Source organism: Flavobacterium sp. ACAM 123 (assembly GCF_000264055.1).
Taxonomy (GTDB): domain Bacteria; phylum Bacteroidota; class Bacteroidia; order Flavobacteriales; family Flavobacteriaceae; genus Flavobacterium.
Map to the genome: position 1 here is coordinate 1 of NZ_AJXL01000020.1, position 24,302 is coordinate 24,302.

Genomic DNA, 24,302 nt, shown 5'->3' on the forward strand with positions numbered 1-24,302 from the left:
GTCTCATTACGGGTGCAAATATACAGATGAATTCGTCTTTTACAAAATAAATCTACACTTTTTTATCGTTTTTTTCGTACTACAATTCGTTGATTTTAGCAATCAATTGATTTGCAGTTTGTTCCAATTCAACATTAATTTGTTTGAAGTGGGCTTTTTTATCTTCTACCTTCTTAGCGTTCACTTTTGTGATCAAAGTATCAAATGCTGCTATAGCTTCATCAATTAAATTATTAGTTTCTGTTGTAGGCTTTCCTGTAGTTGAAATTTCATACAAGTAAACTGCTTCAATAATATCTCCTAAAACGTAGTTGATGTCTTTTTTTAAATTCTTAATATTTGCCATTTTTTTTTAATTTTAATTTGCGTCTGCAAAAGTACATATAATCTTTCTATTACCGACTATGAAATGTAAATTTCTAAAATAGAAGCTTTTCCGTTGATCACGTAATAATCCATGGCAGCAGGTATTAACACCGTATCCCCTTTTTGATACTGATAGAGATCCATATTGTACTCAATTTCAAATGCTCCATCAATACACATATATACCGTAAAACTATTTCCTGTCTTCGTAATGGTTGTCGTATCTGTTAGCGGTAATAAATTTGTCGTGAAATAAGGACAATTTACGATTGCGTTTGACTGATTTTCTTCTTCTAAATACTCTTTGCGCGTATCAACCTTGTTGTAATTTATGGCTTCCAGAGCTAAATCTACATGTAGTTCTCTTGTATTCCCCTGCGCATCTATCCTATCAAAATCATAAACACGATAGGTGATGTCTGACGTTTGCTGAATTTCAGCAACGAGCAACCCCGCACCTATGGCGTGTACCGTTCCGGTTTCAAGAAAGAATACATCCCCTTCTTTTACTTCTACACTATCCAAAAGAGAAAGTACCGTCTTGTTTTTAAGCTTTTCTAAAAATTCTTGTGCATTCGAATCTTCCTTGAATCCAACAATTATTTCAGAACCTTCATCTGCTTGCATGATGTACCACATTTCTGTTTTGCCAAAAGAATGGTGTCTTTTCTTTGCCAAGGCATCATTAGGATGTACCTGAATAGACAAGTCTTCGCGGGCATCTAAATATTTAAAAAGTAAAGGAAACTGCTTTCCAAAACGTTCATAAACTTCTGTTCCTAATATTTCGCTAGGCCCTTCATCAATGACTTCTGTCAACAACTTGCCTTTTAACTCTCCATTAGCAATTACACTAACGTCGCCTTCAACAGTCGACAATTCCCAACTCTCTCCAGTTATTTTTGACGTAATTGGCTTTTTGAGAACGGTTTTTAGTTTTTCACCCCCCCAAATTCTTTCTTTTAAGATAGGGTTAAACTGTAACGGATATATTTTTTTACTCATTATTATCTGTTATAAAGAGATAGTGTTTCTCTGCTCTCTAATTCATAATTAAGCCTATCCGTTACTCTTCGAGATCAATTTTTTTACGGCTTCAAGTGCTTTTGGAATATGCTTCGTAGCCATCATACTATCAAAAATCATTATGATCTTTCCTTCTTTATCTGCAACATAAGTCACTCTTCCCGGAAGCATGCCAAACATTCCCGATGGAACTCCGAAAAGCCTCCTGATTTTCTTATCGTGATCGGATAAGAGAATAAATGGTAATTTATACTGCTTTGAGAATTTTTTATGGGACTCAACACTATCGCTACTTATACCGATAACTTCAGCACCTAAGTCCTTGAAGTCTTCGTATTGATCTCTAAAACTACATGCCTGTGCCGTACATCCAGGTGTATTGTCTTTAGGGTAAAAATAAATCACCAACGGTTTTTGACCTACCAAATTGTGACTGTCAAAATCATTCCCATTAGTATCTTTCGCTTTAAAATTTGGGATCTTGTCCCCTTTTTTTAATTCCATTACTCTCCTCTATAGGTTACGAAATTACGGGGAGTCTCATAAAGAATAACTTCTATATCAAAATCTGCTTGAATCTTATTTCGCAACTTATTCCAAATCACTACCACTATATTTTCAGCTGTAGGATTGAGGTCTTGAAATTCAGGGACATCTAGATTTAGATTTTTATGATCGAAGCGATTTTCTACTTCTTCTTTAATAAGATCTGACAAAATTTTTACATCCATAACGTAGCCTGTCTCTGGATCGATCTGACCAGTAACACCTACAATTAATTCATAATTGTGTCCGTGATAATTAGGGTTATTACATTTCCCAAAAACAGCATCGTTTTTCTCAAAGGTCCAATCCTTACGATACAATCGGTGTGCGGAGTTGAAGTGCGCCTTTCTACTTATAGTTACTTTCATAGTGTGTATAGTTTTAACCTCTGCCTCCGATAAAATTCCCAAATGGGTTTTAGCTATCTAATTCAAAGGTTAGTATAATATTAAATTTTATGATCTTCCAAAAAATGATAGAATTCGTCGAAAATTATTTTAAACCAAACGGTATAGATATGAGGATGCGCTTGCATGTCGTCTTTCACGTCATCAATAGCCATCCATTTCCAGGCTTCCACTTCTTCCGGATTAATTTCAGGGCTTTCGTCATAATAACCTATCATTACATGATCCAATTCATGCTCTGTCAAACCATTATCAAATGGGGCTTTATAAATAAAATGAAAGAGTTCTTTGAGCTCTGTTTTAAAACCCATTTCTTCAAACAACCTTCTACTACCGGCGCCTATATTAGTCTCCCCTTCCCTTTGATGACTGCAACAAGTGTTAGTCCAGAGCATCGGAGAATGATATTTCTGATGGGCGCGCTGTTGCAACATGATTTCATTTCTACTGTTTAAAACAAAAACGGAAAAAGCACGATGCAAAAGCGCTTTTTCATGTGCCTCTAACTTGGGCATCAATCCAATTTGCTCATCGTCCTTATTAACTAATATTACATTTTCTTCTGTCATAATTATTTTTAGCGTCACAAAACTACGAAAAAGTTAAATAATAGCGTGCCCTTTAACTTTCTGTTTCGAATTGTTGAAGTTAAAAAAATACAATGAAATTACGCCTATAATCTATAAAAATCATTAATTGATTCTTTCTTACATTTGTTATTCTAAAAACTATTTGATAATGAACACAATACATATCCGTAAAGCCAAGCTGGAAGACTTAAATATCCTTCTTCAATTTGAACAAGGAATCATTACTGCCGAACGCCCTTATGATCCTACCATAAAAAAAGGGGAAATCAATTATTACGATATTGAAAAGATGATTACTGCAGCGCATATCGAGGTTGTCGTTGCAGAAATCGGGTTGGAAATTGTAGGTACCGGCTATGCTCGAATAGAAACTGCAAGGCCCTATTTGAACCACGACAACTATGCGTACCTGGGATTTATGTACACAGATCCTCAGCACAGGGGAAAAGGAGTTAACGCTTTAATTATTGGAGCATTAAAAGAATGGTCTCGTTCCCAGAAAATAACGGAGCTCCGTTTAGATGTTTATACCGATAATGCTTCTGCGATTAACGCCTATGAAAAAGTGGGATTCAAAAAACACTTATTGAATATGAGAGTTGAACTGTGACAAATAAGTCGCTGCAAGACTAAAAGTCTATTTTACATGTAAATAACAATAGTTAAAACTTACATAAATAGCTGTTAATATGTAAAAACGAGACATCAGAAAGTAGAATACCGACCTATATTTGTTATCACGATAGTCAAAAAACCCTTAGCTATAAAAACAAAGTATTACAGCCCGATAAAGCAGGTATTCCTCTCCTAAACCAAGGGTATTTACCAGATTTTTACTACTCTCATGTATATGTAAACGCTAAAGGACGAATATCAAAAAATACAAAATAAAAAAAAATAATAATTATGGAAAATAAAATCAACAAACCAGAAAACCCATATTACTCTAATACAGATACCACAAAACTGCACGTGACGGATGCCGAATGGAAGAAAGTATTAGCTCCAGACGTCTATGGAGTAACTCGAAATGCCGATACTGAAAGACCTTTTACAGGAAAATATTGGAATACGGATGAAAAAGGAACGTATTACTGTGCGGCCTGCGGCAATCAATTGTTTCGTTCTGGAGCCAAATTCTCCAGTAGCTGCGGTTGGCCAAGTTTTTTCGAACAAGAGAATAAAGACAGTGTCATTTATAAAAAAGACAATTCGCTGGGCATGGCACGAATTGAGGCTCTTTGTGGTAGATGCAGCAGTCATTTAGGTCACTTATTTGATGATGGACCTGCTCCTACGGGAAAAAGATACTGCATGAATTCTATAGCTCTAGATTTTATGCCTGACAAGGAATAACGAGAATACTATAATTTTAACGGCCCTCGCAACAGTTCAAAACCCCGTGTACAAAAACGACTGGAACTAAAACATAAATTCCTGTAGTGTTAATGAATTAATAAAACCGAAAAGTGATTTTCGGTTTTATTGATTTCGTTCACTTTTGAACTAAGAAACTTTTTCTTTTTGGAATCGGACAACATAAGTTTAATTTTTAATATATTTGTTTTTAATGTAGTGTTTTTAGGACACTAAGAATCAGTTGAACTTGCCTCCCAAATAAATATGAAAAAAACAATCTTTTCTGCAGCGCTATTTTCTTTTATATGCCTTGCCTCTGCTCAAAATGCTGCCTTAAAAATAAAGATTGACAAGAAGGCTGAATCCTTAGAGTCTAAAGTGATCACATGGCGAAGAGATTTTCATCAAAATCCTGAATTAGGAAACAGAGAGTTCAAAACTGCCGAAAAAATTGCAAGACATCTCCGTTCTCTTGGAATTGAGGTACAAACGGGCATCGCTAAAACGGGAGTTGTCGGTATTCTAAGAGGAGGAAAACCGGGTCCTGTCGTTGCTCTGAGAGCAGACATTGATGCTTTACCCATTAAAGAGCGAGTAGCTCTTCCTTTTGCTTCACAGGCGGAGGGCGAGTATAATGGACGAGAAGTATCAGTTATGCATGCTTGCGGACATGATACTCATATTGCTATGTTAATGGGAACTGCAGAAATTTTAGCTTCCATTAAAAGCGAGTTAAAAGGAACTGTCAAATTTATTTTCCAACCAGCAGAAGAAGGAGCTCCTGAAGGCGAAGAAGGTGGAGCAAAATTGATGGTGGAACAAGGTGTTTTAGACAACCCGAAGGTGGATGTTATTTTCGGATTACATATTAATGCTCAAACAGAAGTTGGTAAAATAAAATATCGCCCAAAAGGAACTATGGCTGCCTCAGACTGGTTCACGATAAAAATAATGGGAAAACAAACACATGGTGCTTATCCATGGCTTGGAATTGACCCTATTGTTACCGCTTCACAGATAGTACTTGGACTTCAAACAATTGTTAGCCGAAATGTAAATAGCACAGAATCAGCAGCTGTCATTAGTGTGGGACAAATAAACGCAGGAGTAAGAAGTAATGTTATCCCAGAGGAACTTACAATGACTGGAACTATTCGTTCTCTAGACAGTAAAGTGCAGGACATGCTACATGCTAGAATAAAACAAGTAGTGACTTCAATTGCTGAAAGTGCCGGAGCCACCGCCGATATAACAATAACCAAGCAAACTCTTGTAACCTACAATGATCCTTTATTGACTGAAAAAATGCTCCCGACGTTAGAAGCGACCGCGGGTAAAGATAACGTCTCTATTACACCTGCCGTAATGGGCGCCGAGGACTTTTCCTTTTATCAAGAAAAAATTCCAGGACTCTACTTCTTCTTAGGAGGTGCTCCTAAAGGCAAACCACTCTCTGAGACAGCTCCACATCACACTCCCGATTTTTATATTGATGAAAGTGGCTTTATTTTAGGAATGAAAACCATGTCGAACCTTACAGTAGATTATATGGAAATGCAATCGAAAAAATAGAAGGCTAAAGAATAACAACCACACGTATTACAGCATGGTTATCCAACCAAAAATAGAAAAGTTTAAAAAACAGCAATAACAAGGAAACCGAAAAGTGATTTTCGGTTTTTTTTATTGCCCTTTATTTATCCTTTCTTTTTGTTTGCTGTAGCTCTGTATTCTTTGTTGTTTTTGAAAGCGCAAAGACGGGAAAATGACCAAAAGACATAGCGCTCTTCCACCAACTTACATTTATCAAAATTGGAAACTCGGCCTAAACGAAAAACAAAACTTTCTGTAAAAAGAATAACGCATTACAGGAGCAAATCAATTGTTTAAGTGGATTAGCACCACTCAAATTACTACTGCAGCGCTAACTGTTTATAAACTTTCGAAAGAAAAAAAAGCGCATGATTATCTAGCGTAAAAAAGTACTGGGAAAATAATTCTTATTCCATAACAGACAACTGCTGACTATTCAAACCTGGATCCGACTTAAGACGTGATTGAGGTTTTCGTATTTAGACTTTCCTTGATCATCAAAGCACATTTCTCTCCATCAATAGCAGCCGAAATAATTCCGCCCGCATAGCCTGCCCCTTCTCCACATGGATACAATCCTTTTATTTGGACGTGTTCATAGCTGATCGGATCTCTTGGAATTCGTACTGGAGAAGACGTTCTTGACTCCGGTGCATGTAATATCGCATCATTAGTCAAGTACCCGCGCATGGATTTCCCAAATTCAGTGAAACCTTCTCGTAATATCTGCGTTAAAAAACCAGGAAAAATCTGTCCCATTTCTACTGAGGTCGTCCCTGGAACGTACGAAGTCTTAGGAATCTCTGATGACACTACGCTTTTTGTAAAATCAATCATTCGTTGCGCTGGTGCCTTTTGAGTTTCACCAGCAAGATGCCAAGCCTTTTGCTCGATACTCTTTTGGAATTCCATTCCTGCCAAAGCGCCGTGTTTAGCATACGCTTTAAAATCCTCTAGTTTTAACTCAACTACAATACCAGAATTGGCCGTGGCCTGATCCCGTTTCGACGGAGACCAGCCGTTTGTAACTACTTCACCAGGACTGGTAGCACAAGGCGCAATAACGCCTCCGGGACACATACAAAAGGAATACATTCCTCTGCCTCCCACTTGCTTAACAATACTATAAGGAGCCGGTGGCAATAGTTCCCCGCGATAATCACAACTGTACTGAATGCTGTCAATTAAGGATTGTGGGTGTTCTGCTCTTACCCCTAAAGCAAAAGCCTTAGCTTCTATAAATATTTTTTTCCTATCTAATAATTCAAAAATATCCCTCGCAGAATGTCCCGTAGCCAAAATCATTTTATCAGCTAAAATCGTATCTCCCTTTTGGGTAACGATGCCCTGAACTTCGTTATTTTTCACCAGAATGTCCATCACTCGTGTTTCGAAAAGTACTTGTCCACCACATTCGATAATTTTCTCTCGAATATCCTGAATGATTTGGGGTAATTTATTGGTTCCAATATGTGGATGTGCTTCCACTAAAATATCCGGAGTAGCTCCGTAAGCTACTAACAACTCCAAAATCCGAGTTACATCCCCTCTTTTTTTAGACCGTGTATATAATTTTCCGTCAGAATACGTTCCTGCCCCGCCTTCCCCAAAACAATAATTAGAATCTTCATTTACAACATGATCTACATTGATTGCTTTCAAGTCACGACGACGACCACGTATGTCCTTCCCTCTTTCTACTACTATTGGCTTTAAGCCCAATTCAATTAACCGCAAGGCCGCAAAAAGCCCCGCAGGTCCTGCTCCTACGACAATTACTTCTTGAGCATTTGCCACATTTCCATACTCGGGAAGGCGTATGGTGTTTTCTTTAAAAGATTCCCCTTTCAAATAGACCGCCACTTTTAGATTAATTTTAATTGCTTTTTGACGTGCATCAATGGAGCGCTTTAAAATGGAAACATGGATAATCTCTTTTGGAGAAATCTTTAGTAGTTTTCCAAGGTGCTCTTTTAGCAACATTTCGTTTGCGGCAATTTCCGGAGATACTTGTAGTAGATGTTCTTGAGGCATTTCTTTCGTGATAATTCGTTTATTTGTTCCTTATGTGTATTGAAAAACAAAGTGCAAAAATAGTATTTTGAAGTGGAATTTATTGTTTGTTTCGGCGGTAATTGTTTTTCGTCTTCGAAACTTTGTAACTTTGACCTTTTAAACCTTATACTATTATACTATGTCCAGACAAATAAAACTACTATGGGATTTCCGTGGGCCTGCTTCCGCGAAAACAGCAGAACATCACGAAATTCACTTAAAAGAGTACATCGCAATGGAAAAATTGCCATTGAACATTACCGGTTTTGAGATCCAAGGTGAAATGCAGGCTATCGCGTTTATGGTAGTAACTGATGAAAACATGATTCAGGTAAGAGATGCCCTGAAACCGCACCGCGGCGAACTTTATGAAGAAAGTGGGCAGTAGTCAGTGAAGAGTAGTCAGCAATTAGTATTCATTTTACAGTACCTCTGCACACTAAAAACCAGTTTGTCATTCTGAGGTACGAAGAATCTCATCAAGCTGCTCACCTAACGGTGATTCCTCCTTCGTCAGAATGACAAGTTTACGGATATGTTTTATCAGTATTTTCAAAAGTCAAATAGTACCAGAATCTCTGAACAGTGCAAACTGAGCACTTTCTAGTTCGCTACTTCGCTGATAAATTTAATTCGCATCAAGCGCAGTTCATCAATATCGTACTCTCCTTCAAATTCTTTTAAAGCGCCTTCTATCTTATCTGATTCTGATTCCATAAAGTAATCATGAATCTCCTCTTGTTGTTCGTCATCGAGCATTTCGTCGACCCAGTATTTGATATTCAACTTAGTCCCTGAGTAAACTATTTGTTCCATTTCCTTCAGTAAGGCTTCCATGGTCAACCCTTTCGCTTTAGCGATATCATCTAAAGATAATTTTCTGTCGACGTTTTGAATAATATATAATTTGATGGCTGACTTGATTCCTGTCGATTTTACAACCAGATCGTCTGGGCGCAAGATCTCATTATCTAGCACATACCTATTTATTAATTCGACAAATTCAACACCGTATTTCTTCGCCTTTCCTTCTCCCACTCCATGAATATGAATTAATTCACTTAGAGAAATAGGATATTTTAGGGCCATATCTTCCAATGAAGGATCTTGAAAAACAACAAATGGTGGTAGCCCTAGTTTCTTGGAAACTTTTTTACGTAAATCACGTAACATACCCATCAAAACCTCATCTATTGCCCCCGAAGATTTAGACGCACTTACAATTGCTTGGTCGCCCGCCTCGTTATATTGATGATCTTCCGACATCATAAAAGAGCTTGGTTTTTTAATAAAATCCAATCCTTTATCCGTGATTTTTACGATACCATAGGTCTCAATGTCTTTATACAAAAACCCTCCCACGAGAACTTGTCGCAGTAAGGCCATCCAATATTTTTCATCAAAGGCAACTCCACCTCCGAAAAAAGATTGAGAATCCGTTCTATGGGCTTTAATTATGGCATTGACTCTACCGATTAGTGTAAAAACAATTTCCTTAGATTTATATAAGTGTCTTGTGTCTCTTACCACTTCCAGCAATTTCACTACCTGATCTTTGGCTTCCACTTTTACTTTTGGATTTCTTACATTGTCATCCATATCGGCACCTTCGCCTGTTACACCGTCGAATTCTTCACCAAAATAATGGAGTAAAAACTTTCTTCTCGAAATTGAAGTTTCGGCATAGGCTACCACTTCTTGCAATAAAGCAAATCCAATTTCCTGTTCGGCAACTGGTTTACCAGACATGAATTTTTCTAATTTTTCTACATCTTTATAAGAATAGTAAGCAAGACAATGTCCTTCGCCGCCATCCCTACCGGCACGACCCGTTTCCTGATAATAGCTTTCAAGTGATTTTGGAATATCATGATGAATCACAAAACGAACATCCGGTTTGTCAATTCCCATCCCAAAAGCAATTGTCGCCACGACTACCTCAACATCCTCCATAAGAAACATGTCTTGATGCCTTGCTCGTGTTTTTGCGTCTAATCCTGCGTGATAAGGCACTGCACTTATTCCGTTCACCTGTAATACATGGGCAATTGCCTCTACTTTTTTACGGCTCAGGCAATAAATAATTCCAGATTTTCCTTGATGCTGTTTTATAAAACGAATGATATCTGACTCTACATTTTTGGTCTTTGTGCGAATCTCATAATACAGATTAGGCCTGTTAAATGATGCTTTAAAAGTAGTCGCATCACACATGTCTAAATTTTTCAGAATATCTTCCTGAACTTTTGGGGTCGCCGTAGCGGTAAGACCGATGACAGGAACATCGCCCAATTGTTTAATTATATTTTTTAAATTTCTATATTCTGGTCTAAAATCATGACCCCACTCAGAGATGCAATGTGCTTCATCAATAGCTACAAAAGAAACGGTCACGTTTTTAAGAAAAGTGACATTTTCCTCTTTTGTCAAAGATTCTGGAGCCACATACAACAGCTTGGTTAATCCGGAAGTGATGTCCTTTCTAACTTGAGCAATCTCTGTTTTCGTAAGTGATGAATTTAAAACATGGGCAATACCTTTTTCTGAAGATAAACTTCTAATGGCATCGACTTGGTTTTTCATTAAGGCAATCAACGGTGAAACAACAATAGCTGTCCCATCTTGAATCAAAGCTGGGAGCTGATAACAAAGTGATTTACCACCACCCGTAGGCATAATTACAAACGTATTCTGCCGGTTAAGTAAACTTTTAATAACCTGTTCTTGCAACCCCTTAAATTGACCAAAGCCAAAATATTTTTTTAATTCTTTATGGATATCAATTTCGTTTGAATTCATTCTTTATTATGTGGTATTTTGTATAAATTTGCATCATATAAAGATACAAAATTCTTTTACACATACAAACTTTAAAAATTCTGTTTTGATATCGAAAGAAAACATATTGGCGATAGCCAAAAAAACTATTCTATCTGAAAGCCAGTCAATTACAAAACTAACTGATTTTCTTGACGATAATTTTTCAGATGCAACGCAGGCAATCTATAATTCAACCGGAAGATTAATCGTAACCGGAATCGGAAAAAGCGCGATTATCGCCCAAAAAATAGTGGCTACATTTAATTCTACAGGAACACCTTCCCTGTTTCTTCATGCCTCTGAAGCCATTCACGGCGACTTGGGTATGGTACTAAAGGACGATATTATTATTTGCATTTCAAAAAGTGGAAACAGTCCTGAAATAAAAGCAGTTGTTCCCTTTTTAAAACGTTTTGGAAACACACTGATTGCCATTACCGGAAACACGACTTCCTTTCTTGCAAAAGGGTCGGATTATGTATTAAATACCACCGTAGACGCTGAAGCCTGCCCTAATAATCTGGCTCCTACCAATAGCACTACCGCCCAATTAGTGATGGGTGATGCGATTGCCGTTTGCCTGATGGAAATGCATAATTTCACTGCCGAAGATTTTGCAAAATACCATCCGGGAGGTGCTTTGGGCAAAAAATTATTACTGAGGGTTAATGACATGCTAGAACATAGTTTAAAACCTATGGTTTCCCCAGATACAGCAATAAAGAAAGTGATTTTTGAAATCTCAGAAAAACGTCTTGGTGTTACAGCAGTTGTCGAAAACAACACCGTTATCGGAATCATAACAGACGGTGACATTAGAAGAATGTTAAACGAAAGGGATTCTTTTACAGAATTGACCGCGAAAGACATTATGACCAAAAATCCAAAATTAATTCAATCAAATGACATGGTTGTTGACGCACTGAATATCCTCGAAGATTTCTCCATCACACAATTAGTTGTGGTAGACCATGGCGAGTATAAAGGCGTTTTACATTTACATGACATTTTAAAAGAAGGAATAGTATAATGGCAAAGAAAAATCAAAACGAAATGTCGTTCTTAGATCATCTTGAAGATTTAAGATGGTTATTGGTGCGTAGCACACTGGCAATAGTGATTATGGCTATTGCCACATATTTTTTTAGTGATTACTTGTTTGACACCATCATATTTGGACCTGTAAGACCCACATTTACTACGTATCAATTTTTCTGCGAACTATCCCAATCCTTGGGTTTAACAGATAGTTTCTGTATTACTGAATTCCCCTTTATCATCCAGAATACCTCCATGGAAGGACAAGTAAACGTCTTTATTTGGGTTTGTCTTCTTGCTGGATTTATTTTAAGCTTTCCTTATATTTTATGGGAAATATGGAAATTTATAAGTCCGGCACTCTATAAGAATGAAAAGAAAAACGCTAAGGCATTCATCTTTTTTTCTTCGCTACTTTTCTTTATTGGAGTCCTGTTTGGCTATTATATCGTGATTCCCATGTCAGTCAACTTTGTAGCTACTTTTAAAGTCAGTGACCTCGTCCTCAATCAATTTACATTAGACTCTTATATTGGGTTGGTAAAAACCTCTGTTCTAGCAAGTGGACTGTTTTTTGAATTGCCAATTATTATTTATTTCTTGACAAAACTGGGGTTAGTTACTCCTGCGTTTTTAAGAACCTATCGCAAATACGCTATCGTACTTGTCCTCATTGTAGCTGCCATCGTAACGCCACCAGATGTTGTAAGTCAAACTATCGTTGCAATACCAATGTTATTAATCTATGAAGCAAGTATCTTTATTTCAGTACTTGTATCTAAAAATAAAAAAGAATAATTATGAGTGCTATTATTGAAGAATTTAATGACTATCGTTCTAAGATGAACGAAAAATTACTGGCTGACAACAACAAAATAGTGAAACGTATTTTCAATCTTGACACTAATGCTTATGCAGCCGGTGCTCTTGATGTGAAAACAAAAGAACTATTGGGTTTAGTGGCTTCTGCTGTTTTACGTTGTGACGATTGTGTAAAATACCATTTGGAAACCAGTCATAAAATTGGGGTAACCAAAGAAGAAATGATGGAAGCAATGGGAATTGCAACTTTAGTGGGTGGAACCATCGTAGTACCGCACTTACGTAGGGCTTATGAGTTCTGGGAAGCATTAGACGAAACCGCAACAAAATAATAGTCTTCTTCTTTGATAACTAATGGGGGCACCTAGCCGCTATAGCCCAAGAATTCCACTTAAAAAAGAAACTAAATAATTGTTAATAGGGTTATTTGTTAATTTGGTTATTCGTTAATTTGATACGATTAAACAATTAAACGATTACCGTTTAAACCAAAGCATATGATTTTAAGAGCGGAGAATTTAGTGAAAACATACAAGGGAAGAAGTGTCGTAAAAGGCATTTCGGTCGAAGTAAACCAAGGGGAGATCGTTGGTCTACTTGGACCTAATGGTGCTGGAAAAACAACTTCTTTCTATATGATTGTAGGACTGGTTACGCCAAATTCAGGCAATATCTATCTTGACGATTTGAATATTACCGATTATCCAATGTACAAAAGGGCACAGCAAGGAATTGGGTATTTGGCGCAGGAAGCTTCTGTTTTCAGAAAGCTAAGTATCGAAGACAATATCTTGAGCGTTTTACAATTGACCAAACTTTCCAAAGAAGAGCAGATTGCTAAAATGGAAAGTCTGATTGATGAATTTAGCTTAGAACACATCCGCACAAACCGAGGTGATTTACTATCGGGAGGAGAACGTCGTCGTACTGAAATTGCGAGATGCCTCGCTACGGATCCTAAATTTATTTTACTTGACGAGCCTTTTGCTGGTGTCGATCCTGTAGCTGTAGAAGACATTCAAAGAATTGTAGCCCAATTAAAAAATAAAAACATCGGAATCCTTATCACAGATCACAACGTACAGGAAACTTTAGCTATTACTGATAAAACCTACCTAATGTTTGAAGGTGGAATCTTAAAAGCAGGAGTACCAGAAGAGTTAGTGGAAGATGAAATGGTACGTCGCGTGTACCTTGGACAGAATTTTGAGTTAAGAAAGAAAAAGATCGAGTTTTAAAAGAGGGGTCAGCTTTAGAAGAGTGGTCAGTATTCAGTGTACAGTGATCAGTTTAAAAAAAAGCATACAGTGAATAGTATCCAGTGAGCAGATTTAAAAGAGTAATTAGTGGTCAGTTTTAAAAAAGTGGTCAGTATTCAGTGGTCAGTTCTAAAAAACGAACCTTATTTTAAAATCAAATCTAAAACTTAAACCAATTTGTATTATGAGCCAAAAAGAAAAACCGTCCAAAGAAACCCTGGAAAAATGGCACAAAGACCCCAATAATTGGAAGCTTGGCATCTTTTACTACAACAAAGAAGACAAACGCATACTGCCACCTAAAAGAATGGCCTGGGCTGGCTGGACAGTTAATTTTGCAAATTCCATTTCGGTTGCCGTTTTTGTGATTGTAATTATCATACTAATTGGAATAACCATTTACATGCCAAAATAATGAGTGCGTGCTCCAATCCAAATCCTAAAAACTAAACACCGCAAACTGATTACTACAAACTGATTACTGAACAATACAAACTGAATACTGCAAACTGAACTGATCACTGAATACTTACTGAGTCACACCAAATTTATGCGGATTTAAAATCATGTAATTAATTAGTTTTCCAACTTCATTACTTTCAGTAAACAATTCATTGTAAACACTTTCAGTTATATAGTTGCATTTAAATGAAAACTCCAGCCAAACCTGAGTTTCTGAATTTTCGGCATCTGAATCTGTTAATTTGCTATGAAAATTTTTTGGATAGACCCTTTTTCTATAGGATTCTGAGATATTCGCTGGTACACTTCTTGATGAACGCCTAATTTGATCCGTTAACGAATACATTTCTTCTTTCGGAAATAGTTTTGTCATTTCAAAAATTTTCATCGCTAATGAAAATGATTTCTTGTAGGCCAATAAGTCTTGAAATTTCATCATTTATAGTATTATTTTAAAGATTACTAATTACTGACCACTGAATACTGATCACTGAATACTGATCACTGAATACTGATCACTGAATACTGATCGCTACACACTGAACACTGAACACTACTCAACAGTGATAAACTGCAACTGCTGCACATCGCCATTGTAGATATTAACATCTACGTTACCTTTTATTCCTGATACCGAAGCTTTTTCTGTGAATTGCCAGAACAACCAATCCTCCTGTATGTTTTCCCGATAAAAATTATAATTGGCAATCCAAAAAAGATAATCGCTGAATTCTTCTTTTAAAAAATCATCATAATACCTTTCGCCCGTATAGATTATAGGCTTTACCTTATAATGGGCCTCTACCGCTCTCAACCATCTTTTTAATCCGATTTTTAGTCGGTCCACGGACTGGTTTTCAGGCAGTCTTTCAATATCTAAAACCGGAGGTAAATCCCCTTTTTCCAACGAAACCGTTTTGATATAAAGCGCCGCTTGTTCTAAGGAGTTCTCATTGGGACGATAGTAATGATAAGCTCCCCGAATGAGGTTACTTTTTTTGGCGCCAAGCCAATTTTCATCAAATTGCTTGTCCAACCGGTCAATCCCAACGGTGGCCCGAATGAAAACAAAGTGTACGGGATATTTATTTTCCAAGCTATCCACATCAATCCAACTGATTTTCCCCTGATATTCAGAAACGTCTAACCCGATTGCTTTTCCTGCATGTTTGTCTAAAACTTGGTAATTTCGAACATCTGAAATGCGCTTGTCTTCCTCCTGCTGTAAAACCTTATTTGATTTAAAACTAAAATAATAGGCTAGCCCATTTCGATAATGATAGCCTAGACCTAAAATAAGTAGTACCGAAAAAGTAAGCAGCGTAACCCGCAACACTTTCCCTGAAAAAAAAGAAGCTTTCTTTTTAGTACTGCGTCTTACAGGAGGCTTTCTTTTAACGCTTTTTTTTCTCATCCAATAAAAATTTATTGCTCACTATCGAGAGTAGTACATACCCAATGATTATCAATGGAATTCCTGCATATTGGAAAAAAAACAATAACAAAAAGGAAAAAAGCAAAAAGCCGATTTGGAGTGCGTTATCCTTAAAATTAAACTTTTTAATCTTCAAAGAAAACAGTGGAATCTCCGCATTCAAAATGTAAGCGCTAAAGAGTGTGATAAGTAACAAAACCAATTGGTTTGTCAGGATTTCGAGAACAATTAAAGAATCCGAATATTTTATTACTAGGGGTAAACTTAAAATAAATAGGGCATTAGCAGGCGTTGGCAAACCAATGAAGGAATTCGTCTGACGGGTATCGATATTAAATACAGCCAAACGATAACAGGAGCCCATCGTGATGATAAATCCAAGATAAGGCAGCATGAAGTGTGTTGAAATTTCATGCTGGCTGTTAGACAGCATAGAAAACATTACATATCCGGGTACTAAGCCGCTAGTAACCATATCTGCCAGGGAATCCAACTCTAAACCCAGCGGACCTGAAACTTTCAATAATCGGGCAAAAAAACCATCAAAAAAATCTAAAAAGATACCAAGACACACAAAATAAAAAGCCATTTCAAAATCGGACGTAGTCACAAAGACCATCGCTATACAGCCACACAGCAAATTAAGTAGTGTTATTGAATTAGGAATGTGTTTTTTAATGTTCATCTTAAGTTGAAATTTAAAGTCTTAGGGGACAAATTTAAGATAATAAGTGAATGCAACCCTCGTTTTCTAGGGAGATTATCAACAGTACATTTGCCAATCCTATTTATTTAGCGAAAGAACGATCTAAGCTCAGCAAAATACTATATTTTTGATAAAAATTAAATCCCGCTCTGGGTTGGTAAAAAACAGTACGATTGAAAAAAATTCAATTCTTTTTATTTCTTTTGGTTTGTGGCGTAAATTACGGGCAAGCCGTTAGAAAATATTCCAATGAGTTTATGAATATTGGAGTCGATGCGGCAGCCTTAGGGATGGCAAACGTAGTCACGGCTTCGACTGCCGATGTGAATTCGGGCTACTGGAACCCTGCAGGACTCACCCAATTAGAAGATCACCAATTGTCTTTGATGCACGCCAATTATTTTGCAAATATAGCCCAATACGATTACATAGGGTACGCAAGTCCCATTGACGACCGCAGTGCCTGGGGTATTTCGCTAATCCGTTTTGGGGTCGATGATATTTTGAACACTACAGAGTTGATAGACAGTCAGGGGAACATCGATTACAATCGCATCAGTCTTTTTTCTACTGCTGATTATGGTTTTACCTTTTCTTATGCTCGAAAATTACCCGTTCCCGGATTTCAATATGGAGTTAATGCAAAAATAATAAGAAGGATTATAGGGAAATTTGCCGATTCCTGGGGATTTGGATTTGATGTCGGACTTCAATTTGAAAAAAAGGATTGGAAATTCGGATTAATGGTTCGCGACATCACCACCACCTATAATGTCTGGAACATAGACGAAAAAGAATATCAAAAAATTGCCAATGCGGTACCGGGACAGAACCAAGAACTACCCGAAAGCACAGAAATTACTGCTCCTAAGGCACAACTGGGAGTGTCTAAAAAATTTATCATACGCTATGACTACAGTATTATGGCTGCAGCCAATGTCAATATGCGCTTAGCCAAAACCAATGATTTATTTTCTTCCGATTTTGTGAGTATTGATCCCGCTTTAGGATTCGAATTTGGATATACGGATCTTGTTTTTGTACGTGCCGGAGTGGGCAATTTCCAAAATATCGAACAGTTGGACAGTACAGAAAAAGTAGGCTTCCAACCCAATATCGGATTGGGTTTCAAATACAAAGGCATCCAAGTGGATTATGCCTTAACTGATTTAGGGAATCAAAGCGCTGCTTTGTATTCGAATATATTTTCGTTAAAAGTGGATTTGGCGCTGTTTAGGAATTAAATAATTTATTTACAACTATAACGCAAAGATTCACGAAGTAGGTAAACAGATGCGCGAAGTACATTCAATATGAACGCCATCGATTAGAGAAATACAGTGTTGAAAACGGCAGTTCACGTGTCACGCTTTTTAGCCTGAGATATTGAGAACTCTTTTTAAGGTGCATCAAGGCAAAAGCCAATTTAGTCAAAAAATAGTCACACATTTATCATAACAGTATATCAAATGAATTCCTCATTATTAAAAAAAATAGTTCTCTCCCTGTTGCTCATCGCCAAAATGAACTTTGGCTTTGGACAAACTCCCATATTATCAGAAAATGCTCGTGTCAGTGTATTGACTTGCGGAACCGGAAATGAATCCTATTCTCTTTTTGGACATACGGCCATCCGAATCAGCGACCCAGACCAATTTATAGATCTTGTTTATAATTACGGTGCCTTTGACTTTAACACGCCTAACTTTGTCGCTAAATTCATAAAAGGCGACCTGCAATATTTTGCCGTTACCCACCCGTACACTGATTTCATAAACGACTATACCTATGAAAGACGATCCGTTTACGAGCAGGAACTCGATATTCCCGGTAATCTTAAACAAAAGCTGTTTGATAACCTGAATACTTCTTTGGCGTCTGGAGAAAGCCATTACACCTATAAATTTATAGATAAAAACTGCACCTCGATGGTAGTGGATATTATCAACAAAACATTAGATACTACCGCTATCGTAAAAAATACGGATACCGACATCACTTACAGATCCATATTATATCCTTATTTTGATGGTCATTTTTATGAAAAACTGGGGACCAGCATTATTTTTGGAAAAAAAGTAGATCAATTAGGGACTCAAATCTTTTTGCCTTTCGAATTGAATAAAAGCTTAAAAACAGTGCAATTCAACAAGCAGCTGCTGGCCAAGGAAAACAAAACCCTTCTCGCCTTTAATGAAACCCCTCCTAGCTCTTGGTGGAATAATTTCTATACTTACGGCCTTCTTCTTGGATTCATCCTCCTTATGAATCGCAAAATAATAAACCAAATCTACTTTTTGCTAATGGGGATGTTAGGGTTGTTCTTTTTCTTTGTTGGATTTTATTCGAGCCATCACGAGTTGGGATACAATTACAACATCTTATTATTCAATCCCGCCTTACTGGTGCTGCTTTATTTTTGGTATGCAGATAACAAGAGATGGATCTACAATCTCTCTTTATTCAACTTACTTTCCTTAGTGGTATACTTATTTATGATGATCAACAAAGCCCATTTACTGATTGTATCCCCTCTTCTTATTACGAGTGCTGTAGTCTTGGTGAAACTAGCATTAAAAAACAGAAGGAAAATTCCGATTATCATCTAAGGCAAAGTAAGACAAAAATGCATCTCGATTTATCCCAAAACTATTTTGAGAATTAATACCTATGCTAAGCCTTCTCGATACATTTCAAAATAAAAATTTTGAAACACTCGAAGTGACGACAGTGGTTATGCAAATCAGTAGAATATCGAAAAAAGAAGCTGAAGTACGTCAAGAACTTCTGTCATAGACGGAAAAACTAATCTATCCGTTCGCGTGATTTATAAACTTTTATTAACTATTTTAAAATCACGTCGAGAAACACTAGAAAGAATAATAACCAATGGCTATAAATAATATCCTACTGCCCTCTGTAGAACAATACCGTTGTAATGGTTTTTAGCGCAATATTCAAATCCAGATAAAAGCTTCTGTGTTTGATGTAATACAGATCGTATTGCAGTTTAATCAGGCTGTCATCTATTGATGCTCCATAAGAATAATTAACTTGTGCCCAGCCGGTAAGTCCCGGCTTTATAATGTGCCTGGTCTCATAGAACGGCATTACTTCAGAAATTTCTTTTACAAAAAAAGGACGCTCGGGACGTGGACCCACCACTGCCATATCGCCCTTCAAGACATTTAGGAATTGGGGAAACTCGTCGATGCGGGTCTTACGCAGGAACTTTCCGAATGCGCTTACTCTGGTATCCCCATTTGTCGAAAAAACAGCTCCGTTACTTTCTGAACTATCCCGCATACTCCTGAATTTAAAAATGGAGAATACGACCCCGTCCTTACCAACGCGCTCCTGGGTATAGAATAATTTTCCTTTATTATTGATAGCATTTCCTACTAAGATAAAGGGCATGAAAAACAAACAGCACCACAAACCAATTATTGATAGCCCGATTTCAAAAAAACGAACAATTACTAAATATAGTTTATTATGATTGTTGCGGCTAAACGGAAAAAAACGATAAAAATCTCTTGCGATATATTGCACTGGTATGCGATGCGTTTTGCTTTCGTACACCTGTGTGTATTCTCGAATTAGCTTCCCGGATTCTAACATCTGGAGTAATTGCTGGTACAATTCACCAGTAATTCCGGTGGTCTCTTCTGAGGCAATTACAATTTCGGAAATACTGTTTCTATTGACAAAAGAAGCCAAATCATTTTTGTTTATCTGTTCCACATAATGATGGTAGTTAAAATCAATACTTTCAGTGGTACCTGCGCTTACATAGCCAATGACTTTATAATGTGGGTCAATATTTTCCAATCCAAGGATCAATTCTTCCACTTGATAGGGATCACAAATCAATACCGCATTCTGAAGAAAACGGTTGCTGGCTAGAAAGCGAACATAAAACAGCCTCCATAAAAGTAAGGTCGTAAAAATAACTACGTAGAAAACTAAAATTTGCAGCCGATTATCGGGAAGCTCCGGTGAGAAAATGGGAGTCAATAAATAGACTAAAACCGTAGTGGAAACCGTCAATATTGTGCTTTTTAAGACTTGAAATTCGTTACTGGCAACCTGCAGGTTGTACATTTCAAAAATAGCCCCAAAAACACTGATATAAATCATCAAAAAAAGAACCCAATAACGGTTGGTGACCGCCGCTTCCAGATAGTCCAAATCGAAAAAATGACCAACCCAATACAAAGCGAACTAAAACAAAAATAACATCAAAGAGACGAAGAATCATTTTCCGCTCTGAGATTTCAAAATGCTATTTTCTTTTTTGACATTGTTCTTGTTATTCTACCGCAATTTAGTGTTTTAGTTCAGCAATTGATATAAATCTAATAAAAAAATAATACAACACTATACTATAATTAACTACACAAGGCAGCGCATACGGAGTGATTTTGAGAGGATTCCCACAGATTCATTAATTTTAAAAATTATTTAATTCCTTGTCTTCAGATGCAGTCTGGTAAAGACGAAGTAATCTACAGCAGAAAACCTACGCCGTCGTTCGAGACATAACACCTAACTAGGTTCAAGGTCCTTTTCTCTTTTTCGAAAGCCTAAAGTATCGCCGCTAACTACTATTTTATAATTCTTTATAAAAGTGGAATTCTGCTATAAGCACAGCAGTACGATTTATGATGATCTAATAGTAACGCAAATAAAAGGACGCCACAGCAACCGAAAACGCGAGCCTATTCGAACGAAGTATAAAACGGCAACAGCCTGTGATTTTGGACTACTGTCTAACTGCTGATCTCGACACCGAACAAAGACATAAGATAGATTTTGATAGTACTTTAGTTAAACGTAATTCTTTTTTTTTAAACAAGACAAGCCTAACAATACTTAATACATAAACGCAATGGTGTTGATTAAGAACTGTTTTGCCTTGCTTCTACTAGCTTCTTTTTATCAGGTAAGCCTTGAACATTCAATAAAGACAGGGAATAGACAAAAGCAGGTAAGGCCGTTCGCATTGCAGCATGATTGATTGTTAAAAACCAGAACGCCAAAAAACACAATAAAAATAAGTTGAACTTATTTTCCAGATACAATACTAATGGGGTAATAAACAGAATCAATAACCCAACGATGCCAAAAGAACCATGCTCCGCGAGCATCCGTGTAATTTCATCGTGAGACACTGCAAAATTCCCAGTTTCTACTTCACGAACTTCAGCTCCTTTGGCAACTCCAACACCAAAAACAGGATTGTCCAAAAACATATCAATTTCAGTTGCGGCTATATCCCCTCTTCCGGTAAACTTACTTGCTTTTTCTCTTCCTTGGGCATCCTGATTGGCATACCTTTTATTGATCAACCCTCCGGTCTGAAATGAGGTATAAGTCCAAGTAACCATCATTGCCATAGCAATTACCACAACAATATAATTTAACTTTACCCTTCCCCTAAAATTAGATTTAAAATACAAAAAGGATAACAAGAGAACAATCATCAAAAACCCGGTAATCATCCCCCCTCGAGAAAAGGTAACTATTCCTCTATAACTAATATTTAGCACTATAATCAAATTTAGTAGTAACAAGAATTTCGATCTCGATTCTAATATAATCCGAGAAAAAAATATAAACATCCCTAATCCTAAAAAAGTGGCCACCTGATTGGGTCCAAAGCCCCCAGAAGTTTCAAAATTAGATTGAGTACCTGTAATGACATCCCGGATATTTGGAGTATACAAGGTGAGATACACCGCACAACTTAAAATAGGCAACCCAATACACAATAACATTGAATTCATCTGCTCCAATGTAATTTTCCGTCGATAGGTATACAAAGAGGCAACCGCCAAACATACGGGACCAGAAATATTAAAGGCAATTGTTGTCCTGATATTAGTATCAAAATTCAAAACAAAGCTTGAAATAACAACACCGGGAACTAATAATACTAAAAAAAACCAATAGGGAGTGGCCCCTTTCGAGAAGCCGCTAAAATACATCCCCAATAAAATGAATAGCATTACTCCATACTTCGAAAATTCATAGCTGACATTACCACCTGTCATTCTTAATAGCACTTCAGCTCCTGCTATATAAGCGGCCGCCATTAAGGCTTCATTATTTCTATTTTGAGTTTTTATTACATAATAGACTCCCAAAATAAACATAGCGTATCCATATAGTTTGGCGGTGAAAGGCAATAAATAAATCGCAATTCCAATGGCTACATGAAGTACAACTAAATACAGATAGGACTGTTCTTCTTTTTTCATTTACAATGCTTTTGCAACCAGTTTAAATAGTGTTTTATAGCCCCTTCTTCTGAATAGTTCTTCGAAACTGTGGTATAAATTGCTTCGCCAAAATCGCGGCGAAGCATTTCGTTTGCTATCAACTTTACAAGAGCCACATAAAATAACTCTTCGTTTTGCGGGACTATAAAACCATTTTTCCCATCTTGAATCACTGCAGTTACTTCCCCAACAGCGGTGACTACCACTGGTTTTTTACCCCTTCCGTATTCAAGCAAGGCAACGGGTAACCCCTCTGATCTAGATGTTAAAACACAAATAGTGGCTTGTTCTACTATATTTTCAATATCATTTCTACTACCATACAAAAAGACCTGATCTTTCAGACCGTAATCGACAACTAACTTCTTAATTTCAGCTGAATAGTCATCCTCAAAATCTTTCCCGACCAAATGAAAAGTCCAATCTGGATGTGCTTCTTGAAGTTTCTTCGCTACTTTCAATAAAAGAAAATGATTTTTTTGCGGTCTTAAATTAGCAAGACAGACAATCCGTTTTCCCTCAATTCCCTTCAAAAAAGTATGTGTATCAATATCATTTTCTTTAGATGCGAAATTGGGGAAATAAATAGTGTGCTTACAATGTAACTTCTGTTCTGCCCACTGTTGCAGTTTTTGATTTACACTAATCACTCCATCAAAAAAAGGAAGGGTCATTCTAAAAATAAATGTAGGTCTTTCATTCAAAAACTCACTGTCCCCGTAATGATCGTGCCATAGTATTTTTGTCGAAGGACAAACTAGCTTTAATAAAAAAGCTACGAAAAAAGAGCTGCTGTGCGCATGAACTACATCGATTTTATTCTCTACTACATACCTTCTTAAAGCGAATATCGCTTTAAAATCCACACTGCTTTTCTTATTTAAAAAAAGATAATTTACCTTATCATCCAAATGCGACAGCAAGGGACCTTCTTTTCTGGTTGCTACCAAGCCCGAAAACGCTATATAGTTTGTAAGTGCATTTGCATAGTTCACCGCCAAACGCTCGGCACCACCGGCTTCGAGTGAATCTATGATTTGGATAATCCTCATGATCGCAATAGTTTTTTTATCTCTTCTTCAAACACATCAACGGTGTATTTTCTGGACCAATCCGCTCCCCTCTTTTGCACAGTATTGAAAAGCGCCTGATTATTCAAAAGGGTTTCTAGTTGCAGTACATCTTTTTCTAAATTCATTTCTAACAACATGCCTCTTTTACCCTGATCCAACATAAACGGCACACAGGATACGGCAGTAGCCAAAGGAACACAACCCCAAAACATGCCTTCGGCTATTGCTTTTGGCCAGCCCTCACTTTCAGAAGGCAAAACAACAAAATGGCTCCATTGATAGGCTTTTTGCATCACCTCCTTAGACTGATTCCCTTTTAACTTAATATTATTTCCTAAATTATTAATCTTAATGTAGTCCTCTAATCTATTTCGTTCTATTCCTTCCCCATACAAATCTAAACAAGCATCATATCCTTTCGTTTGTAATAGCTCGAATAATTGTATCGCATACAATGGATT

Annotated in this window: 25 protein-coding genes; 11 read left to right on the forward strand and 14 right to left on the reverse strand. The window is 37.0% G+C overall.

Annotated elements, in window-relative coordinates:
• Window positions 1-79: 79 nt before the first annotated feature.
• From A3SG_RS0105275 to idi, 5 genes are all read right to left on the reverse strand, one after another.
• Complete coding sequence (locus A3SG_RS0105275; RefSeq protein WP_016988978.1) at window positions 80-346, reverse strand: hypothetical protein; 267 nt, start codon at window positions 344-346, stop codon at window positions 80-82.
• 56 nt (window positions 347-402) lie between these two features.
• Window positions 403-1,371 (reverse strand): type I phosphomannose isomerase catalytic subunit, encoded by a 969-nt coding sequence (locus A3SG_RS0105280; RefSeq protein WP_016988979.1) that lies wholly within the window; start codon window positions 1,369-1,371, stop codon window positions 403-405.
• A gap of 54 nt (window positions 1,372-1,425) precedes the next feature.
• On the reverse strand, window positions 1,426-1,896 hold the full coding sequence (locus tag A3SG_RS0105285; RefSeq protein WP_016988980.1) for a peroxiredoxin: 471 nt from the start codon (window positions 1,894-1,896) through the stop codon (window positions 1,426-1,428).
• Complete coding sequence (locus A3SG_RS0105290) at window positions 1,896-2,306, reverse strand: 6-pyruvoyl trahydropterin synthase family protein (protein WP_029596622.1); 411 nt, start codon at window positions 2,304-2,306, stop codon at window positions 1,896-1,898. The genes A3SG_RS0105285 and A3SG_RS0105290 overlap by 1 nt, the downstream gene beginning before the upstream one ends.
• 80 nt (window positions 2,307-2,386) lie before the next feature.
• The gene (gene idi / locus A3SG_RS0105295; protein WP_016988982.1) at window positions 2,387-2,914 is read right to left on the reverse strand and encodes an isopentenyl-diphosphate Delta-isomerase; all 528 of its coding nucleotides are present in this window, start codon (window positions 2,912-2,914) and stop codon (window positions 2,387-2,389) included.
• 169 nt (window positions 2,915-3,083) lie between these two features.
• Here idi and A3SG_RS0105300 point away from each other — a divergent pair, with 169 nt between their 5' ends.
• The 3 genes from A3SG_RS0105300 (at window position 3,084) to A3SG_RS0105310 (ending at window position 5,866) form a co-directional block, all read left to right on the forward strand.
• Complete coding sequence (locus A3SG_RS0105300) at window positions 3,084-3,545, forward strand: GNAT family N-acetyltransferase (protein ID WP_016988983.1); 462 nt, start codon at window positions 3,084-3,086, stop codon at window positions 3,543-3,545.
• A 296-nt stretch (window positions 3,546-3,841) separates the two neighbouring features.
• Entirely contained in the window at window positions 3,842-4,291 is a 450-nt protein-coding gene (gene msrB / locus A3SG_RS0105305; RefSeq protein ID WP_016988984.1) for a peptide-methionine (R)-S-oxide reductase MsrB, read from the forward strand.
• 267 nt (window positions 4,292-4,558) lie between these two features.
• Window positions 4,559-5,866 carry an amidohydrolase gene (locus tag A3SG_RS0105310; protein ID WP_016988985.1) on the forward strand — a complete coding sequence of 436 codons (1,308 nt, stop codon included), beginning with the start codon at window positions 4,559-4,561 and terminating at the stop codon, window positions 5,864-5,866.
• A 474-nt stretch (window positions 5,867-6,340) separates the two neighbouring features.
• On the opposite strand, the gene A3SG_RS0105315 is transcribed toward A3SG_RS0105310, so the two are convergent.
• Entirely contained in the window at window positions 6,341-7,921 is a 1,581-nt protein-coding gene (locus A3SG_RS0105315; protein WP_016988986.1) for an NAD(P)/FAD-dependent oxidoreductase, read from the reverse strand.
• Between the two features lie 160 nt (window positions 7,922-8,081).
• On the opposite strand from A3SG_RS0105315, the gene A3SG_RS0105320 reads away from it, so the two are divergent.
• A complete protein-coding gene (locus A3SG_RS0105320; protein ID WP_016988987.1) occupies window positions 8,082-8,330 on the forward strand; it encodes a hypothetical protein in 249 nt (82 codons plus the stop codon).
• Between the two features lie 215 nt (window positions 8,331-8,545).
• Here the strand turns inward: A3SG_RS0105320 and A3SG_RS0105325 are convergent, their stop codons facing one another.
• Window positions 8,546-10,741 carry an ATP-dependent DNA helicase RecQ gene (locus A3SG_RS0105325; RefSeq protein WP_016988988.1) on the reverse strand — a complete coding sequence of 732 codons (2,196 nt, stop codon included), beginning with the start codon at window positions 10,739-10,741 and terminating at the stop codon, window positions 8,546-8,548.
• Window positions 10,742-10,826: 85 nt separating this feature from the next.
• On the opposite strand from A3SG_RS0105325, the gene A3SG_RS0105330 reads away from it, so the two are divergent.
• The 5 genes from A3SG_RS0105330 to A3SG_RS0105350 all read left to right on the forward strand — a co-directional run bounded on the left by A3SG_RS0105330 (window position 10,827) and on the right by A3SG_RS0105350 (window position 14,296).
• Window positions 10,827-11,792, forward strand: a complete 966-nt coding sequence (locus A3SG_RS0105330) for an SIS domain-containing protein (protein ID WP_029596623.1) — start codon at window positions 10,827-10,829, stop codon at window positions 11,790-11,792.
• Window positions 11,792-12,598 (forward strand): twin-arginine translocase subunit TatC, encoded by an 807-nt coding sequence (gene tatC, locus A3SG_RS0105335; RefSeq protein WP_016988990.1) that lies wholly within the window; start codon window positions 11,792-11,794, stop codon window positions 12,596-12,598. Before A3SG_RS0105330 ends, tatC begins: the two co-directional genes overlap by 1 nt.
• A 2-nt stretch (window positions 12,599-12,600) precedes the next feature.
• Window positions 12,601-12,954 (forward strand): carboxymuconolactone decarboxylase family protein, encoded by a 354-nt coding sequence (locus A3SG_RS0105340; RefSeq protein WP_016988992.1) that lies wholly within the window; start codon window positions 12,601-12,603, stop codon window positions 12,952-12,954.
• Window positions 12,955-13,119: 165 nt separating this feature from the next.
• A complete protein-coding gene (lptB, locus tag A3SG_RS0105345; protein WP_016988993.1) occupies window positions 13,120-13,860 on the forward strand; it encodes an LPS export ABC transporter ATP-binding protein in 741 nt (246 codons plus the stop codon).
• 205 nt (window positions 13,861-14,065) lie between these two features.
• A complete protein-coding gene (locus tag A3SG_RS0105350) occupies window positions 14,066-14,296 on the forward strand; it encodes a DUF5808 domain-containing protein (protein WP_016988994.1) in 231 nt (76 codons plus the stop codon).
• Window positions 14,297-14,410: 114 nt separating this feature from the next.
• Here A3SG_RS0105350 and A3SG_RS0105355 read toward each other — a convergent pair whose 3' ends face one another.
• The 3 genes from A3SG_RS0105355 to A3SG_RS0105365 form a co-directional block, all read right to left on the reverse strand.
• A complete protein-coding gene (locus tag A3SG_RS0105355) occupies window positions 14,411-14,779 on the reverse strand; it encodes a four helix bundle protein (protein WP_029596624.1) in 369 nt (122 codons plus the stop codon).
• 117 nt (window positions 14,780-14,896) lie between these two features.
• On the reverse strand, window positions 14,897-15,757 hold the full coding sequence (locus A3SG_RS0105360) for a glycoside hydrolase family 25 protein (RefSeq protein ID WP_016988996.1): 861 nt from the start codon (window positions 15,755-15,757) through the stop codon (window positions 14,897-14,899).
• On the reverse strand, window positions 15,738-16,463 hold the full coding sequence (locus A3SG_RS0105365; protein ID WP_029596625.1) for a CDP-alcohol phosphatidyltransferase family protein: 726 nt from the start codon (window positions 16,461-16,463) through the stop codon (window positions 15,738-15,740). The genes A3SG_RS0105360 and A3SG_RS0105365 overlap by 20 nt, the downstream gene beginning before the upstream one ends.
• A gap of 278 nt (window positions 16,464-16,741) precedes the next feature.
• Between A3SG_RS0105365 and A3SG_RS0105370 the strand changes: the two genes are divergently transcribed.
• Together A3SG_RS0105370 and A3SG_RS0105375 are read left to right on the forward strand one after the other, a co-directional pair.
• Entirely contained in the window at window positions 16,742-17,728 is a 987-nt protein-coding gene (locus A3SG_RS0105370) for a PorV/PorQ family protein (RefSeq protein WP_016988998.1), read from the forward strand.
• Window positions 17,729-17,953: 225 nt separating this feature from the next.
• A complete protein-coding gene (locus A3SG_RS0105375) occupies window positions 17,954-19,093 on the forward strand; it encodes a DUF4105 domain-containing protein (RefSeq protein ID WP_029596626.1) in 1,140 nt (379 codons plus the stop codon).
• Between the two features lie 298 nt (window positions 19,094-19,391).
• Here the strand turns inward: A3SG_RS0105375 and A3SG_RS19185 are convergent, their stop codons facing one another.
• The 4 genes from A3SG_RS19185 to A3SG_RS22905 all read right to left on the reverse strand — a co-directional run bounded on the left by A3SG_RS19185 (window position 19,392) and on the right by A3SG_RS22905 (window position 24,296).
• Complete coding sequence (locus tag A3SG_RS19185) at window positions 19,392-20,675, reverse strand: exopolysaccharide biosynthesis polyprenyl glycosylphosphotransferase (protein WP_316945180.1); 1,284 nt, start codon at window positions 20,673-20,675, stop codon at window positions 19,392-19,394.
• 710 nt (window positions 20,676-21,385) lie between these two features.
• Window positions 21,386-22,747: an O-antigen ligase family protein gene (locus A3SG_RS0105390; protein WP_016989002.1), complete on the reverse strand. Its 1,362-nt coding sequence runs from the start codon at window positions 22,745-22,747 to the stop codon at window positions 21,386-21,388.
• Window positions 22,744-23,820 (reverse strand): glycosyltransferase, encoded by a 1,077-nt coding sequence (locus tag A3SG_RS0105395; protein WP_016989003.1) that lies wholly within the window; start codon window positions 23,818-23,820, stop codon window positions 22,744-22,746. Before A3SG_RS0105395 ends, A3SG_RS0105390 begins: the two co-directional genes overlap by 4 nt.
• The gene (locus A3SG_RS22905) at window positions 23,817-24,296 is read right to left on the reverse strand and encodes a glycosyltransferase (protein ID WP_316945181.1); all 480 of its coding nucleotides are present in this window, start codon (window positions 24,294-24,296) and stop codon (window positions 23,817-23,819) included. Before A3SG_RS22905 ends, A3SG_RS0105395 begins: the two co-directional genes overlap by 4 nt.
• Window positions 24,297-24,302: the final 6 nt, after the last annotated feature.

Excerpts from the sequence above, each read along its gene's own strand:
- A3SG_RS0105275 (WP_016988978.1), bottom strand. The coding sequence starts at position 346 with ATGGCAAATATTAAGAATTTAAAAAAAGACATCAACTACGTTTTAGGA.
- A3SG_RS0105280 (WP_016988979.1), bottom strand. The coding sequence starts at position 1,371 with ATGAGTAAAAAAATATATCCGTTACAGTTTAACCCTATCTTAAAAGAA.
- A3SG_RS0105285 (WP_016988980.1), bottom strand. The coding sequence starts at position 1,896 with ATGGAATTAAAAAAAGGGGACAAGATCCCAAATTTTAAAGCGAAAGAT.
- A3SG_RS0105290 (WP_029596622.1), bottom strand. The coding sequence starts at position 2,306 with ATGAAAGTAACTATAAGTAGAAAGGCGCACTTCAACTCCGCACACCGA.
- idi (WP_016988982.1), bottom strand. The coding sequence starts at position 2,914 with ATGACAGAAGAAAATGTAATATTAGTTAATAAGGACGATGAGCAAATT.
- A3SG_RS0105300 (WP_016988983.1), top strand. The coding sequence starts at position 3,084 with ATGAACACAATACATATCCGTAAAGCCAAGCTGGAAGACTTAAATATC.
- msrB (WP_016988984.1), top strand. The coding sequence starts at position 3,842 with ATGGAAAATAAAATCAACAAACCAGAAAACCCATATTACTCTAATACA.
- A3SG_RS0105310 (WP_016988985.1), top strand. The coding sequence starts at position 4,559 with ATGAAAAAAACAATCTTTTCTGCAGCGCTATTTTCTTTTATATGCCTT.
- A3SG_RS0105315 (WP_016988986.1), bottom strand. The coding sequence starts at position 7,921 with ATGCCTCAAGAACATCTACTACAAGTATCTCCGGAAATTGCCGCAAAC.
- A3SG_RS0105320 (WP_016988987.1), top strand. The coding sequence starts at position 8,082 with ATGTCCAGACAAATAAAACTACTATGGGATTTCCGTGGGCCTGCTTCC.
- A3SG_RS0105325 (WP_016988988.1), bottom strand. The coding sequence starts at position 10,741 with ATGAATTCAAACGAAATTGATATCCATAAAGAATTAAAAAAATATTTT.
- tatC (WP_016988990.1), top strand. The coding sequence starts at position 11,792 with ATGGCAAAGAAAAATCAAAACGAAATGTCGTTCTTAGATCATCTTGAA.
- A3SG_RS0105340 (WP_016988992.1), top strand. The coding sequence starts at position 12,601 with ATGAGTGCTATTATTGAAGAATTTAATGACTATCGTTCTAAGATGAAC.
- lptB (WP_016988993.1), top strand. The coding sequence starts at position 13,120 with ATGATTTTAAGAGCGGAGAATTTAGTGAAAACATACAAGGGAAGAAGT.
- A3SG_RS0105350 (WP_016988994.1), top strand. The coding sequence starts at position 14,066 with ATGAGCCAAAAAGAAAAACCGTCCAAAGAAACCCTGGAAAAATGGCAC.
- A3SG_RS0105355 (WP_029596624.1), bottom strand. The coding sequence starts at position 14,779 with ATGAAATTTCAAGACTTATTGGCCTACAAGAAATCATTTTCATTAGCG.
- A3SG_RS0105360 (WP_016988996.1), bottom strand. The coding sequence starts at position 15,757 with ATGAGAAAAAAAAGCGTTAAAAGAAAGCCTCCTGTAAGACGCAGTACT.
- A3SG_RS0105365 (WP_029596625.1), bottom strand. The coding sequence starts at position 16,463 with ATGAACATTAAAAAACACATTCCTAATTCAATAACACTACTTAATTTG.
- A3SG_RS0105370 (WP_016988998.1), top strand. The coding sequence starts at position 16,742 with ATGAATATTGGAGTCGATGCGGCAGCCTTAGGGATGGCAAACGTAGTC.
- A3SG_RS0105375 (WP_029596626.1), top strand. The coding sequence starts at position 17,954 with ATGAATTCCTCATTATTAAAAAAAATAGTTCTCTCCCTGTTGCTCATC.
- A3SG_RS0105390 (WP_016989002.1), bottom strand. The coding sequence starts at position 22,747 with ATGAAAAAAGAAGAACAGTCCTATCTGTATTTAGTTGTACTTCATGTA.
- A3SG_RS0105395 (WP_016989003.1), bottom strand. The coding sequence starts at position 23,820 with ATGAGGATTATCCAAATCATAGATTCACTCGAAGCCGGTGGTGCCGAG.